We start from the raw sequence: 13,970 nt of genomic DNA on the forward strand, positions 1-13,970 counted from the left end.
CACGACAGCAGGCCCGCGACGCGCACGCGCACGGCGGCACCGATGCGCGGGGCATCAGCGGCGTGGCGGAGGTCGAGGGAAGTGGCTTGCATCGTACCGGGTAGAAGGGTCGGCCCGGCCTGGGGGCAGGACGGACGACAAAGCGTAGTGCAAAACGCGCAGACCCGTCAACCGCCGGCGTATTACGGGGCGTCCAGCCCTAGCCCGATCGGGGGACCTCCACCCTATATGTGCGCCGCCGCTCAATCATCTGGCCGGTACAGGACCTTGCCTATCGCGCCTAGGCTGATAGCACTCGGGACGGGACCGACAATAACGGGGGACAAATCATGCGCACACGCAAGTGGAGCGGCTGGGTCGCGTGCATCGCGACGGCGATGCTGATGGCGGCATGCGGGGGCGGCGGGGGCGGCGGCTCCGGCGCGGGCACGACGGCGCCGGCCGATACCGGCGGGGGCGCCAGCAATCCGGGCGGCGGCACGGCCACGCCGGTTGCCAAGTCGTACACGCTGGTCATCAACCGCACGTCGGGCCAGGTGGGCGTGGGCAGCACGATCTCGCTGACGGCGTCGGTCGTGGACTACCTTGGCAACGATGTCACGGGCGCGACGACCTTCACATGGTCGTCCAGCCATCCCTCGATCGCCGCCGTGGCGGGCGCCACCGTTCCCGGCAGCGCCGTGGTTACGGGCGTGGGCGTCGGCACGGCCACGGTCTCAGTGGGCGCGACGGTGGCCGGCAGCGCCGGCGCCACCACCGTGCTGCCGCAGGTGGCCGCGACGATTACCGTGGTGGCGCCGGGCACGCGCACCTACAGCCTGGCGCTGCCGTATCCGGTGCTGTCGATGACCAACGGGCAGGTGCTGCCGGTGACCGCATCGCTGATCGACAGCGACGGCGCGGATCGCTCTTCGGCCGGCACGGGCTGGACGTGGCGCAGCAGCTCGTCCGCGGTCCAGGTGAGCGGCGCGACGAACGTGGGTACGCTGGTCGGCGCGAACACCAGCGACACGCCCGCGCTGTCCGTCGTCAGCGTCCAGGTGACTGCGCCCGACGGCAACACGCTGACCGGCGCCTTCCCCGTGTCGGTGTTCAAGACGAGCGTGCAGACGTACCGGCTGGTGCTGTCGCAGTACGGCCAGCAGATCAACGCGCTGAACGTGCTCAACGGCTATCCGCAGCAGTACAACTCGCAGGTGGTGCGCAACGACAATATCGATGCAACGGCCGATTTCACTGGGCTGTGGGCCATCACCACCACCTCGCCCTCGCTGGCGGCGCTCATCAACGGCACCACGCACGTCACCACGGTGACGACGAGCCGGCCGAATGGGTCGCAGCCACTGCAGAGCATGTTGTCCGAGATGGCTGGCAGCCTGACGCTGTCCGCCAAGCCGCGCGCGACGCTGCTGATCACCGAGACGCCGAAGTGGGCGCTGGTCTACGATGGCCCGAACCCGCTGGTGGTGCCGGGCGGCGGCATCCCGGTGGCGGCACACATCATGGAGCGCGGCAACGACAACGGCATCATGAACTGCAATGGCACGTGGGCCTGGAGCGTGGTGAGCGGGCCGGTCACGCTGACTCCGGCGCTGACCGACAACTCGCGCAATATCGTGCCAACTGGCTCGGGACCGTTCATGCTCAAGGCCACCTGCACGGCCGGCACGGACACGCCGGTCTCGCTGATGATTCCGGGCACGGCGCAGTAAGGCTTCAGGATCTCCGGACGGACGAAGGCCCGCCGCGATGGCGGGCCTTTCTTATGGCTAAACGGCAGAAGCGTCCCCCGTTCTACGCACTATCGAATCAGTGGGGAAACTGAATCGACCACCGAGTGGATTCCCTCATGTCGGGCGTCGCGTCGATGCGCTTTGCCCAGGTCTCATCCTGTTCTCTCTGCTTTGCCTCCTCCACTTCGTCGGTCAGGCCGAAGGTATCGGTAGCGCGCGTCTGGAAGTACAACGTTGGCGACAGGACGTGATCATGCCAACTGGTCAGCATCGTGTCATGAACCAGCATGTCGAACAGCATCATGACTTTCTCGGGCAGTGGATTCATGCCCGTGGCGCCCTCCTTCCACGCAGTGGCAAGCGTCAGTGCCTCGGGGCTCATTAGCATCGACTCCAATATATCGGCCGCGTTCTTCGTGTCGTCATTGTCGTGAGGCTGTGTTTTGGCGAGGTCTGCCGCCCTTTTTATCCCGGCCTGCGTTGACAACCATCGCGTTTGCGATGCCGCCTCCTCATCGATGCGGTCCCACACCTTCATGGAGGGACGTTGCAACGCTCCCAACGTATTTCGAAGCGATTCGCGCTCGGCATCGTGTGCCTCGGACATACGGATCCAGGCCGCAGCCATCGCCTCGCGATCAAAGGACGTACGTTGTCTTTCGGCCCGGTACGCGTATTCGGCCTCTCGGGCTGCCTGCGCCGTTTCCCGATGCTGCCGTTTCAGATCCTCGGCGGGTTCGTTCAGCAATGTGCGAAACGCCGGCGACTGGTAACGCACCGCCAGCCAGCGGAGGAACACTTCCATATGGGCGGTGAAATCGAGCCCCTCCTTGCGCGGCACGAGTTCACGATATGCAGAAATCAGATCCGGGATCTTGTAACTGGCGTTGCCTTGGGTGATGGTTGGCGCCAGCGAAAATTTTTCGTAAGTCTCCGGCTTGTGGTTCCTTAGTTCTAGCACTGTGTCGAGCCTTGCCCCGGCCATGAGCGCCTCATGCAACATGTCACGCAGTACGATGCGCTGCAGTTCTCCACGGAATCCCAACGACCCGGGTGGGGCACCGCCCGTGATGTCCTCGCTGGTCCCCGGGTAGAGATATTGCTCACCCCGCGTGTTCTCCAGGCTATCGAGCCGCTGATAAAAACGCAGTTCGTGCGCCGCCGCAAAATGGACGCATTTCTGGACGATGGCAGGGACGGCAAGCTCGCGGTCGCCGTGGTGCTGTTTAACCATCCCGATGACCGGCACCATACTGAGCAACTCATTCGCGGCCATGACCGAGGACACGGAATCGAGCAAGCCGAGAAACCGGATTTCGATGGGATGGCCTTCCTTGCCCCACTCGCCGCCGATACGCAGATCCAGATCCGTGCGCTGCTTGTACTTGCGAACCAGTTCATTCACGAACGCGCGTGCGATCACGCCGCCCCGATCCGCCCCAAACACCGAGACTTCAATACGTTGGACCTTTTCCATCTGCGACGTCACATGGCGATAGGCCGCTTCGAATTGCTTCAAGGCACACTGCAGACGGTCGTGGACGCCGGTTCCAAACACCATCGCGGCCGCTTGGCTGTCGCGCAGGAAGGGAATGGAATCGATTCCCATATCAACGGCGATGGATTTCACGGCAACCGCCGCGGCCTTGAGCGGATTCTTCTTGATGTCATACAGCGCTGCCCGGACCGATGCCTTGCCGCGCGCGACCCACCGGCTTTCGCTCGCAAAGGCCAGTACGCGTCCAGCCTTGGCCGGGATGGCGTTTGCTTCCTTGAGAATATCGTCATGGATCCTTGCAACCGGGCGCCACGACATCTCATCGAAGGCTTCGGATAACGCCTTCTCTGCCACCTTGCCGGGAATCTTTGGGATATCCAGAATCTTCGACACGCCGGTTGCTTTCGTGGCGGTGTTCGTGGCCGTCTTTGTGGCGAGATTCACCGCTGATTTTCCTGCCTTGGTTGCCCCCGAGATAATCTCGCTGTTCTCGGCGTCCTTGTTCAGCGGTGTGCCGAGGCCGGAGTAGTAGAACGGGTACCAGAACTGGTTCGGGAAATCCTTGCGCCGGAAGTCGCGATTATTACGATGTGCTTCCCAGAGCCGGCAGATATTCGAGTAGCGGGATGTCTTCGGATCGTCCTGGTCCCTGTGACGTCCGAAGCCATCGAAGAAGAACCCCATCTTGACAATCGCGCCACATGGAATGCACTCGTCACGTTTGAGTGCCTTGTGAGAAACGAGCATACCGTCGTACACCTCGTGGGGTGTGGCGTCCGCAGGATCGATTTTCCAAGAGTCAGTCATGGTTCCCTCCTGTGGCAGCTTGCTTGCACGTGTTCTGCTTCAATTCCTTGACGATTGGCGCAGCCAGGTTCTCCATGGCTGCACCGAACGCACCTGGCTTGTCCTTGGTCTCGGCAATGATTTGCTGGATGGTGGGATGCTGATCAAATCGCGGATTCAGCAGCGTGAAATAGACGTATTGCTGGAGGTCTTTCGTATCGGTGAGGCGGTACTTGAGCCAGCCGTCTGCGGCAAGGCGTGCGGCTCGACGAAACTCAACGCTGCTATGGTCTTCGTTTGGATTGATGAGATTTTTATGGGTCTTTCGCAGCCAGTCCCAAATGTCCGCGTATTCAATCCGCGTACCGCGCAGATCCGTTCGGAACTCGAATTCCACGTGATCATCCGGATAGAAGTGCAAGCCCAGCACCCGCATGCCCGCTTCTCCCTTGATCTTGGTAGGGGGGCAAATGGACTTGCGTTGTCTTGCTGATTGTCTGAATTCGCTCGCCAGCATCGAGGGAACGGATCGCTTCGTCCGCATCGTAGACCACCCATTTCACAGTGAAATCGGTCCCTTTCAGGTTGTAGCAGCAACTCAGGGAGCCCTCACCGGATCCGGGCATCAGATCCCCCCCACCACTCGCGCTGTTCCCAAACTCATCCGTAATCACGAACCGGCTCAGGTTGTACGGCGTGTAGTTAAAGCCCGCGATGCTCAATCCACCATAAGTGGGTTCTGACGACACTGCGTCGCACCCTGCCATCCATGTGATGGCGAATAGCAGTATCCCTATCAGTTTTCTATTCATGTTCGACCCTTTCAGCACGTTCTTCATTCCCTGTTGTTAATCACCGGGCGTCGGTTTCAGCATTGGTGAATTCCGTCGCGGCCTTCTTGAACTTGTCCCGTTTCAGTTCTTCAACGAGTGGCGCGCTCAGGCTCTCCATGGCCGTGCCAAACGCGCCTGGCTTGTCCTTGGTCTCGGCGATGATTTGCTGGATGGCGGGATGCGCGTCGAAGTTCGGATTGATCAAGAGGGTGTAGTAAACGTACTGTTGCAGATCCTGTGTATCGGTTAGTCGGTATTTGATCCAGCCTTGTCCGGCGATCCTTGCCGTTCTGCGGAAGGCAACCCAATCTTCCATGGTGCTATCAAAGGTTTTTCCCTGCTTCTTGAGCAGCCACGAATCAATGGCTGAATAGAAGATCCGTGTGCCGCGCAGATCGGTTCGGAATTCGAAGTCCAAACTGTCGTCTGGATAGAAGTGCAAGCCGAGTACCCGCATGCCGGGCTCGCCCTTGATCTCGGTTGCTGGCAGATGGAATTTTGCTGTCTTCGTGATCGTCTGGATTCGCTCACCCGCATCGAGGGAACGGATCGCTTCATCCGCATCGTAGACCACCCATTTCACAGTGAAATGGGTCCCTTTCAGGTTGTAGCAGCAACTAAGCGAACCTGCGCCAGACCCAGGTGGTAGATCCCCCCCACCACTCGCGCTGTTCCCGAACTCATCCGTAATCACAAACCGGCTTAGGTTGTACGGCGTGTAGTTGAATCCTGCGATGCTCAATCCGCCATAAATGGGTACTGACGACACTGCGTCGCACCCTGTCATCCATGTCATGGCGAAAAGCAGTATCCCTATCAGCTGGAGCGGCCCCCTGAATCGCCGGACACAGTCCCCCACTTACAATAGCGGGTAGGCATACGACTGTGTTTATGACTAAAACGAAGCAGGAATTGGTGGAAGTGTTGACGGGGCCGGAGCGCCGGCGGCGGTGGTCGCCGGACGAGAAGCTCGCGATGGTGCGCGAGAGCTGCGAGCCGGGCAAGACGGTGTCGATGGTGGCGCGCCAGCATGGCGTCAATCCGAATCAGCTCTTTCATTGGCGCAAGCTGTACCAGGATGGCAGCCTATCGGCGGTCAGTGCCGGTGAAGAAGTCGTGCCGGCATCGGAGTTGAGCGACGCGCTCAAGCAAGTCCGTGAGCTACAGCGCCTGCTGGGCAAGAAGACTATGGAGAACGAGATTCTCCGTGAGGCAGTGGAGGTGATGAAGTCGCGAAAATGGATTGCGCGCTCACCCTCATTGCCGGGGGACGACCTGTGAAGCGGGTCTGCGAAGTTCTCGGTGTAGCGCGCTCGAATGTGGCAGAGAAGCTGGCTCGCCCTGCAGACTGGCGGGACGGGCGCAGCGCCCGACAAACCGACGATGCAGGGTTGGTCGAGGAGATTCGCAATGCGGTCGCTCATCTGCCCAGCTACGGCTATCGCCGGGTCTGGGGTGTACTGCGCAGGGAGCGCGAGCGCCACAGTGCACCGCCCGTCAATGCGAAACGGGTCTATCGGGTCATGCGAATGTACGGCCTGCTGCTGCAACGCAGGGTGGCCCCGCCACGCCCGCAGCGCAGGCATGAGGGTAAGGTTGCGGTAGCAAAGACGAACCAGCGGTGGTGCTCTGACGGCTTTGAGTTCCGCTGCGACAACGGCGAGCCACTGCGCGTGACGTTTGCCCTGGACTGCTGCGACCGCGAGGCGATGAGTTGGGCGGCGACCACTGGCGGGCATAGCGGTGACGTGGTCCGCGACGTGATGTTGGCCGCCGTCGAGAATCGCTTTGGAAACGTGCTGAAGACGCCGACGGAAATTGAATGGCTGACCGATAATGGCTCAGGCTACACGGCAGACAAGACCAAGGCGTTTGCGTCGGCAATCGGCTTGAAGCCACTGACCACGCCGGTCTGCAGCCCGCAGAGCAACGGCATGGCCGAGAGCTTTGTGAAGACTATGAAGCGCGACTATGTCGCCTTTATGCCCAAGCCTGATGCCGAGACGGCCGTTCGCAATCTGGCCATTGCCTTCGAGCACTACAACGAGCAGCATCCCCATAGCGCCCTGAATTACCGCTCTCCGCGCGAGTTCAGGCGTGCGATGGCCTTATCAATCTAAGGGTGTGACCGTGTCCGGGGACACGGGGGCAAATCCATCAGCTTTCTATTCATGTTCGACCCTTTCAGCACGTTCTTCATTCCCTGTCGTTAATCACCGGGCGTCGGTTCAGCATTGGTGACTTCCGTCGCGGCCTTCTTGAAATTGTCCCGTTTCAGTTCTTCAACGAGTGGCGCGCTCAGGCTCTCCATGGCCGTGCCAAACGCGCCTGGCTTGTCCTTGGTCTCGGCGATGATTTGCTGGATGGCGGGATGCGCGTCGAAGTTCGGATTGATCAAGAGGGTGTAGTAAACGTACTGTTGCAGATCCTGTGTATCGGTTAGTCGGTATTTGATCCAGCCTTGTCCGGCGATCCTTGCCGTTCTGCGGAAGGCAACCCAATCTTCCATGGTGCTATCAAAGGTTTTTCCCTGCTTCTTGAGCAGCCACGAATCAATGGCTGAATAGAAGATCCGTGTGCCGCGCAGATCGGTTCGGAATTCGAAGTCCAAACTGTCGTCTGGATAGAAGTGCAAGCCGAGTACCCGCATGCCGGGCTCGCCCTTGATCTCGGTTGCGGGCAGATGGAATTTTGCTGTCTTCGTGATCGTCTGGATTCGCTCACCCGCATCGAGGGAACGGATCGCTTCGTCCGCATCGTAGACCTGCCACTTCACCGTGAATTCGGTCCCTTTCAGGTTGTAGCAGCAACTAAGTCTTCCGGCACCCGACCCCGGTGGTAGATCCCCCCCCACCACTCGCGCTGTTCCCGAACTCATCCGTAATCACAAACCGGCTCAGGTTGTACGGCGTGTAGTTGAATCCCGCGATGCTCAATCCGCCATAAATGGGTACTGACGACACTGCGTCGCACCCTACTATCCATGTCATGGCGAATAGCAGTATCCCTATCAGCTTTCTATTCATGTTCGACCCTTTCAGCACGTTCTTCATTCCCTGTTGTTAATCACCGGGCGTCGGTTCAGCATTGGTGACTTCCGTCGCGGCCTTCTTGAACTTGTCCCGTTTCAGTTCTTCAACGAGTGGCGCGCTCAGGCTCTCCATGGCTGCACCGAACGCGCCCGGCTTGTCCTTGGTCTCGGCAATGATTTGCTGGATGGTGGGATGCTGATCAAATCGCGGATTCAGCAGCGTGAAATAGACGTATTGCTGGAGGTCTTTCGTATCGGTGAGGCGGTACTTGAGCCAGCCGTCTGCGGCAAGGCGTGCGGCTCGACGAAACTCAACGCTGCTATGGTCTTCGTTTGGATTGATGAGATTTTTATGGGTCTTTCGCAGCCAGTCCCAAATGTCCGCGTATTCAATCCGCGTACCGCGCAGATCCGTTCGGAACTCGAATTCCACGTGATCATCCGGATAGAAGTGCAGTCCCAGCACCCGCATGCCGGCATCTCCCTTGATCTTGGTGGGGGGCAAATGGACGTGCGTCGTTTTGCTGATCTTCTGAATTCGCTCGCCAGCATCGAGGGAACGGATCGCTTCGTCCGCATCGTAGACCTGCCACTTCACCGTGAATTCGGTCCCTTTCAGGTTGTAGCAGCAACTAAGTCTTCCGGCACCCGACCCCGGTGGTAGATCCCCCCCCACCACTCGCGCTGTTCCCGAACTCATCCGTAATCACAAACCGGCTCAGGTTGTACGGCGTGTAGTTGAATCCCGCGATGCTCAATCCGCCATAAATGGGTACTGACGACACTGCGTCGCACCCTACTATCCATGTCATGGCGAATAGCAGTATCCCTATCAGCTTTCTATTCATGTTCGACCCTTTCAGCACGTTCTTCATTCCCTGTTGTTAATCACCGGGCGTCGGTTCAGCATTGGTGACTTCCGTCGCGGCCTTCTTGAACTTGTCCCGTTTCAGTTCTTCAACGAGTGGCGCGCTCAGGCTCTCCATGGCTGCACCGAACGCGCCCGGCTTGTCCTTGGTCTCGGCAATGATTTGCTGGATGGCGGGATGCTGATCAAATCGCGGATTCAGCAGCGTGAAATAGACGTATTGCTGGAGGTCTTTCGTATCGGTGAGGCGGTACTTGAGCCAGCCGCCTGCGGCAAGGCGAGCAGTTCGACGAAACACAACGCTGGTCTCGTCTTCGTTATCTGGATTGATGAGTTTCCGGTGAGTCTTGCGTAGCCAGCTCCATATCTCCACATAGTGAATTCGAGAGCCGCGCAGATCCGTTCTAAATTCGAATTCGACGTGATCATCAGGATAGAAGTGCAGGCCCAGCACCCGCATGCCCGCTTCTCCCTTGATCTTGGTGGGGGGCAAATGGACGTGCGTCGTTTTGCTAATCTTCTGAATTCGCTCGCCAGCATCGAGGGAGCGGATCGCTTCGTCCGCATCGTAGACCTGCCACTTCACTGTGAATTCGGTCCCTTTCAGGTTGTAGCAGCAACTCAGGGAGCCCTCACCGGATCCGGGCATCAGATCTCCCCCACCACTCGCACTGTTCCCGAACTCATCCGTAATCACAAACCGGCTCAGGTTGTACGGCGTGTAGTTAAAGCCCGCGATACTCAATCCACCATACGTGGGTTCCGATGACACCGCGTCGCACCCCGCCATGCATGTCATGGCTAACAGCAGTGCTCCCCACCACCTTCTTTTCATGTTGTGACCTTCTTTGCAGGCGTAAATGCTTGATCGGGAGGGGGGCTGTACATGGCTGCACGATGACGAGACCCATCCCGGCGCGAGGACGTTACGCCGCTTCGATTCGACTGAGAACGGCCAATCTCGACTTGAGCCAATGACGATCAAAAGCAGGCGACAAATCGGACTATTGCTATTTGCGGTAGACGCTTATCGGCGCCCAAAGCAAAAACGGCGACCCTAGGGTCGCCGTTCATGTTTGTCGCTTGCTTTCGTGGATAGTCAGGTTTTGCGGACGAAGCGAATGATCTGTTCGTCACTGGCCTTGCTGTCCGGGGAATCTGCCCCGCTGGAGGTATTCGAGCCGCAGGTGCCGCATCCGCTGTTGGTTTCGCATCCCGAGGCGCAGCCCGCCGCCTGGGTGGGCGAGAGCCGGCGGGCCAGCCAGCCGCGCCAGCCGGGTGCCGAGGCGCCGCCCAGCGTGGCCGCCAGACTGGCCTTGATGCGCTCGCGCGTGCGGGGCATGTATCGGCCGGCCACGTGGATCGCGCAGGCCAGCACGATCAGCGGAACGATCAGGGTTTCAAAGGCGTGATAGAGCGTCATGGCCGTTTGACTGGCGTGCGGCACGCCAGTTTCCTCCGTTCAGGTCAGCAGCAGCGCCACGCGATAGGTGATGAACGACGCCAGGTAGGCCAGCCCGGTCAGGTAGGCGGCCGATGCGGCCATCACCTTCCAGGAATTGGTCTCGCGACGTATCACCGCCAGCGTGGAAATGCACTGCGGCGCAAACACGTACCACGCCAGCAGCGACAGCGCCGTGGCCAGCGACCACTGCGCGGCGATCATCGGCGCAAGCTGCACGGCCACCGCCTCGTCGCTGCCCGACAGCGCATAGACCGTGGCCAGCGCACCCACCGCCACCTCGCGCGCGGCCAGGCCCGGCACCAGCGCGATACAGATCTGCCAGTTGAAGCCGATTGGCGCGAACACGTGCTCCAGCGCGCGGCCGATCATGCCCGCGAAGCTGTAGTCGATCGGCGGCAGCGTGGCGCCTTCGGGCGGCGACGGGAACGTGGCCAGGAACCACAGCAGCACCGTCAGCGTCAGGATCACCTTGCCCACGCGGGCCAGGAAGATGCGCGCGCGTTCCCACAGCCCGATGGCGATGTCGCGCGGATTCGGCACCCGGTACGACGGCAACTCCATCAGCAGCGGATGGTCGGTGCGGTCGCGGCGGAACCACTTCAGCACGTAGGCCACCACCAGCGCGCTGACGATGCCGGCCACGTAGAGCACGAACAGCACCAGCCCCTGCAGGTTGAACAGCCCGGCCACGGTCCGTTCCGGGATGAACGCGCCGATTAGCAGCGCATAGACCGGCAGCCGCGCCGAACACGTCATCAGTGGCGCCACCAGGATCGTGGTCAGCCGGTCGCGCGGGTCTTGGATCGTGCGGGTGGCCATGATCCCCGGGATCGCGCAGGCAAAGCTCGACAGCAGCGGGATGAACGACCGGCCCGACAGCCCCGCGCCCATCATCAGCCGGTCCAGCAGGAACGCGGCACGCGGCAGGTAGCCCGATTCCTCAAGCGTCAGGATGAACAGGAACAGGATCAGGATCTGCGGCAGGAACACCACCACGCTGCCCAGCCCGGCGATCAGGCCGTCGACCAGCAGGCTCTTGAGCATGCCGTCGGGCATCAGGGCGCCCAGCCATGCGCCGAACACGTGGATGCCGCCCTCGATGGCGTCCATCATCGGCTCGGCCCACGAGAACACGGCCTGGAACATGAAGAACAGCAGCACGGCCAGGATCACCAGGCCGAACACCGGATGCAGCACCACGCGGTCCACCGCGTCGTCGAAGCGGGCGGTGCGGGCGGGCATCTTCACGGCGGCGTCCAGCAGGCGCTTGACCTCGGCGTGGGTGTCCAGCTCGCTCACGCTGTCCAGCGGCTGCGCGGCCGGGGCGGGCGGCAGCGTCTCGTCGAACAGCTTCACCAGCGCGGCGGCGCCATCGCGCTTGACGGCCACGGTCTGCACCACGGGCACGCCCAGCGCGCGCGACAGCGCCTCGCGGTCGATCAGGATGCCGCGCCGCGCGGCGGCGTCGCTCATGTTGAGCACAACCACCATCGGCAGGCCCAGCCGGCGCAGTTCCAGCACGAAGCGCAGGTGCAGGCGCAGGTTGGTGGCGTCCACCACCGACACCAGCAAGTCTGGCCGCGCCTCGCCGGGGCGCTGGCCCATGCAGACCTCGCGCGTGATGGCCTCGTCCAGGCTGGCCGAATGCAGGCTGTACGCGCCGGGCAGGTCGAGGATGCGAACCGTGCGGCCGGCCGGCGACGTGAACTGGCCTTCCTTGCGCTCGACGGTCACGCCGGCGTAGTTGGCCACCTTCTGGCGGCTGCCGGTCAGGCGGTTGAACAGGGCGGTCTTGCCGCAATTGGGGTTGCCGACCAGCGCGATGCGCAAGGCGGAGGCGTTCTGGGCAACTGACATGATGGGGGGAGAAAGGTCGGCGGGCAGGCCGTCAGGCGATGCGCTGGGCGGCGTCGGACGCGGCGGACTGGCCGGCCTGCTCGGCCGGGGCGATGCTGGAGACGGTGGCCGAAGCCACTTCCACGGCGATGCGCTCGGCTTCCGAGCGGCGCAGGGCAAATCGCGTGAAACCTACCTGGGCCACCAGCGGGTCCTTGCCGAACGGGCCGAACGTGACAATCTGCACGGTTTCGCCGGGCACGAAGCCAAGATCGCGCAGGCGTCGCGCGACGGGGTCGTTCGGGGTGGCATCATCCACCGACTTGACGATGGCGACCGTGCGCCGGGGCAGTTCAGGCAACCGCATATGCTTCCAGTCCAGGGGCGGGATCGCCGCCGCGCAACAGGGAAAATCCTGTCGGATACGTAAATAGAAATCGTTCTCGATTGTATAGCATTCGCGCCACTTGCGTGCTGTAGCCGGGGTCTTGTTAGCCGTTTGTAATGTTTGCGGGAATAGCCGCCGGCCCCATTCGTATACGGAAGACCGACCCCCATTCCTCATCCCATGGATCCCGATTTCACCGACGACGCGCTGCGCGAAGTGATTCCCCGGCTGCGCCGCTTTGCCGTCTCGCTGACGCGCAACGCGTCGAGCGCCGACGATCTGGTCCAGGCCTGCCTGGAGCGCGCGCTGTCGCGCCGGGCGTCCCGCCAGGCAGGCACCGACCTGCGCGCGTGGCTGTTCTCGATCCTCTACCGGCTGTTCCTGGACGGCCAGCGCCGCGCCCAGCGCTATGCCGGCCTGCTGACGCTGTTCGGCGTGGGCAGCGACGAGGACAGCGCGCCGTCCGCCGAGGACGTGGTGATGACCCGCTCCGCGCTGGACGGCTTCAACCAGCTCACCCCGGAACAGCGCGCGCTGCTGCTGCTGGTCACGGTGGAAGGGCTGAGCTACCAGGAAGCCGCCCAGGCGCTCGACGTGCCCATCGGCACCGTGATGTCCCGCCTCTCGCGTGCCCGCAAGGCGCTGCGCGCGCTGACCGACGGCAAGGTCGTCCGTCCTCCCCTGCAGGTGCTCAAATGAATACGCTGATGCCCACCGAACCGGAACTCCACGCCTATGTCGATGGCGAGCTGGACGCAGCGCGGCGTGCGCAGATCGACGCACTAGTCGCCAGCCATCCCGAACTGGCCAGGGAGGTCGACGCCATCCGGCACGACATGCGGCGCCTGCGCGCGAGCCTGGAGCCGCCGCCGGCCGATACCCCGGCCCGGCTCGACCCGTTCCGCATCCGCCGTGGCCTGCGCGACCGCGCCCGGCACCGCGTGGCCATCGCCGCCTCGCTGGTCATGGCGCTGGCCCTGGGCGGCGTGGGCGGCTGGCAGGGGCGCGACATGGCGCTGCGCCAGACCTACCTGCCGATGGCCGATGCGATGTCGGCCTACCGCCTCTTTAACGCCGGCGATGCCGCGCAGATGGTCGACGTCCGGGCCAGCGACGCCCGCGACCTCCAGGTCTGGCTGGACCGCCATTTCGTGCAGCCGGCCCCGCTGCCCGATTTCTCGGCCCATGGCTTCCGGCCCGTCGGCGGCCGGCTGATGTCCACCGAACAGGGCCCGGCGGCGATGATCCTGTACCGCAACCCGCAGGCGCAGGCCATCGTCTATTACGTACGGCCGTCCGGCGCGCTGCACCTGCGCAACGGCGCCCGGACCGAGGGCAACCTGATGGCCCAGTACTGGCGCAACGGGCGCTATCTCTACGCCGTGGTCACGCCCACCGACATCCCGTCGGCGCGGCCGGTCCAGCAGGCGGTTGATCCAGGGCGGACATGACACCGGGGCCGGACCTTGGGGATTACCATCGTCCGGCGCAGGAATTGGGCCGTCCGGGCGACTTTTCCAATCAAATAACGC

General features: G+C 62.1%; 14 protein-coding genes. 4 read left to right on the forward strand and 10 right to left on the reverse strand.

The window, feature by feature from the left end; all coding sequences use genetic code 11:
* Positions 1-329: 329 nt before the first annotated feature.
* Positions 330-1,712: a hypothetical protein gene (locus tag EPAKOI_RS17000; RefSeq protein ID WP_423194068.1), complete on the forward strand. Its 1,383-nt coding sequence runs from the start codon at positions 330-332 to the stop codon at positions 1,710-1,712.
* Between the two features lie 97 nt (positions 1,713-1,809).
* Here the strand turns inward: EPAKOI_RS17000 and EPAKOI_RS17005 are convergent, their stop codons facing one another.
* Genes EPAKOI_RS17005 through EPAKOI_RS17020 form a run of 4 tightly spaced genes read right to left on the reverse strand, consistent with a single transcriptional unit; the run spans position 1,810 to position 5,646 of the window.
* Positions 1,810-4,038: a hypothetical protein gene (locus tag EPAKOI_RS17005; RefSeq protein WP_423194069.1), complete on the reverse strand. Its 2,229-nt coding sequence runs from the start codon at positions 4,036-4,038 to the stop codon at positions 1,810-1,812.
* Positions 4,031-4,453, reverse strand: coding sequence for a hypothetical protein (locus tag EPAKOI_RS17010; RefSeq protein WP_423194070.1), 423 nt, complete (start codon positions 4,451-4,453; stop codon positions 4,031-4,033). The genes EPAKOI_RS17005 and EPAKOI_RS17010 overlap by 8 nt, the downstream gene beginning before the upstream one ends.
* Positions 4,419-4,856, reverse strand: a complete 438-nt coding sequence (locus EPAKOI_RS17015) for a hypothetical protein (protein WP_423194071.1) — start codon at positions 4,854-4,856, stop codon at positions 4,419-4,421. The genes EPAKOI_RS17010 and EPAKOI_RS17015 overlap by 35 nt, the downstream gene beginning before the upstream one ends.
* A gap of 13 nt (positions 4,857-4,869) precedes the next feature.
* Positions 4,870-5,646 (reverse strand): hypothetical protein, encoded by a 777-nt coding sequence (locus EPAKOI_RS17020; RefSeq protein WP_423194072.1) that lies wholly within the window; start codon positions 5,644-5,646, stop codon positions 4,870-4,872.
* Positions 5,647-5,765: 119 nt separating this feature from the next.
* Here EPAKOI_RS17020 and EPAKOI_RS17025 point away from each other — a divergent pair.
* Positions 5,766-6,970 (forward strand): IS3 family transposase gene (locus tag EPAKOI_RS17025; protein ID WP_423193501.1). Its coding sequence is split into 2 segments (ribosomal slippage): positions 5,766-6,084 and positions 6,084-6,970, totalling 1,206 coding nucleotides; the frame shifts between segments, so codons are not numbered across the junction.
* An 89-nt stretch (positions 6,971-7,059) separates the two neighbouring features.
* Here the strand turns inward: EPAKOI_RS17025 and EPAKOI_RS17030 are convergent.
* From EPAKOI_RS17030 to EPAKOI_RS17055, 6 genes are all read right to left on the reverse strand, one after another.
* The gene (locus EPAKOI_RS17030) at positions 7,060-7,626 is read right to left on the reverse strand and encodes a hypothetical protein (RefSeq protein WP_423194073.1); all 567 of its coding nucleotides are present in this window, start codon (positions 7,624-7,626) and stop codon (positions 7,060-7,062) included.
* Between the two features lie 286 nt (positions 7,627-7,912).
* Positions 7,913-8,479: a hypothetical protein gene (locus EPAKOI_RS17035; protein WP_423194074.1), complete on the reverse strand. Its 567-nt coding sequence runs from the start codon at positions 8,477-8,479 to the stop codon at positions 7,913-7,915.
* Positions 8,480-8,765: 286 nt separating this feature from the next.
* Entirely contained in the window at positions 8,766-9,584 is an 819-nt protein-coding gene (locus tag EPAKOI_RS17040; protein ID WP_423194075.1) for a hypothetical protein, read from the reverse strand.
* Between the two features lie 264 nt (positions 9,585-9,848).
* On the reverse strand, positions 9,849-10,172 hold the full coding sequence (locus EPAKOI_RS17045) for a DUF6587 family protein (RefSeq protein WP_423194076.1): 324 nt from the start codon (positions 10,170-10,172) through the stop codon (positions 9,849-9,851).
* Between the two features lie 39 nt (positions 10,173-10,211).
* Positions 10,212-12,071 (reverse strand): ferrous iron transport protein B, encoded by a 1,860-nt coding sequence (gene feoB, locus EPAKOI_RS17050; protein ID WP_124685850.1) that lies wholly within the window; start codon positions 12,069-12,071, stop codon positions 10,212-10,214.
* 31 nt (positions 12,072-12,102) lie between these two features.
* Complete coding sequence (locus EPAKOI_RS17055; RefSeq protein WP_124685851.1) at positions 12,103-12,417, reverse strand: FeoA family protein; 315 nt, start codon at positions 12,415-12,417, stop codon at positions 12,103-12,105.
* Between the two features lie 201 nt (positions 12,418-12,618).
* On the opposite strand from EPAKOI_RS17055, the gene EPAKOI_RS17060 reads away from it, so the two are divergent.
* Complete coding sequence (locus EPAKOI_RS17060; protein WP_423194077.1) at positions 12,619-13,137, forward strand: sigma-70 family RNA polymerase sigma factor; 519 nt, start codon at positions 12,619-12,621, stop codon at positions 13,135-13,137.
* Positions 13,134-13,889: an anti-sigma factor family protein gene (locus EPAKOI_RS17065; protein ID WP_423194078.1), complete on the forward strand. Its 756-nt coding sequence runs from the start codon at positions 13,134-13,136 to the stop codon at positions 13,887-13,889. Before EPAKOI_RS17060 ends, EPAKOI_RS17065 begins: the two co-directional genes overlap by 4 nt.
* Positions 13,890-13,970: the final 81 nt, after the last annotated feature.

The organism is Cupriavidus sp. H18C2, from assembly GCF_049393795.1.
Classification (GTDB): Bacteria; Pseudomonadota; Gammaproteobacteria; order Burkholderiales; family Burkholderiaceae; genus Cupriavidus; species Cupriavidus pauculus_C.

What these genes read in the sequence shown, in the direction of transcription:
- EPAKOI_RS17015 (WP_423194071.1), bottom strand. Translation starts at nt 4,856, where the DNA reads ATGAAGAACGTGCTGAAAGGGTCGAACATGAATAGAAAACTGATAGGG.
- EPAKOI_RS17065 (WP_423194078.1), top strand. Translation starts at nt 13,134, where the DNA reads ATGAATACGCTGATGCCCACCGAACCGGAACTCCACGCCTATGTCGAT.
- EPAKOI_RS17000 (WP_423194068.1), top strand. Translation starts at nt 330, where the DNA reads ATGCGCACACGCAAGTGGAGCGGCTGGGTCGCGTGCATCGCGACGGCG.
- EPAKOI_RS17045 (WP_423194076.1), bottom strand. Translation starts at nt 10,172, where the DNA reads ATGACGCTCTATCACGCCTTTGAAACCCTGATCGTTCCGCTGATCGTG.
- EPAKOI_RS17055 (WP_124685851.1), bottom strand. Translation starts at nt 12,417, where the DNA reads ATGCGGTTGCCTGAACTGCCCCGGCGCACGGTCGCCATCGTCAAGTCG.
- EPAKOI_RS17010 (WP_423194070.1), bottom strand. Translation starts at nt 4,453, where the DNA reads ATGCGGGTGCTGGGCTTGCACTTCTATCCGGATGATCACGTGGAATTC.
- EPAKOI_RS17040 (WP_423194075.1), bottom strand. Translation starts at nt 9,584, where the DNA reads ATGAAAAGAAGGTGGTGGGGAGCACTGCTGTTAGCCATGACATGCATG.
- EPAKOI_RS17060 (WP_423194077.1), top strand. Translation starts at nt 12,619, where the DNA reads ATGGATCCCGATTTCACCGACGACGCGCTGCGCGAAGTGATTCCCCGG.
- EPAKOI_RS17020 (WP_423194072.1), bottom strand. Translation starts at nt 5,646, where the DNA reads ATGACATGGATGACAGGGTGCGACGCAGTGTCGTCAGTACCCATTTAT.
- EPAKOI_RS17005 (WP_423194069.1), bottom strand. Translation starts at nt 4,038, where the DNA reads ATGACTGACTCTTGGAAAATCGATCCTGCGGACGCCACACCCCACGAG.
- feoB (WP_124685850.1), bottom strand. Translation starts at nt 12,071, where the DNA reads ATGTCAGTTGCCCAGAACGCCTCCGCCTTGCGCATCGCGCTGGTCGGC.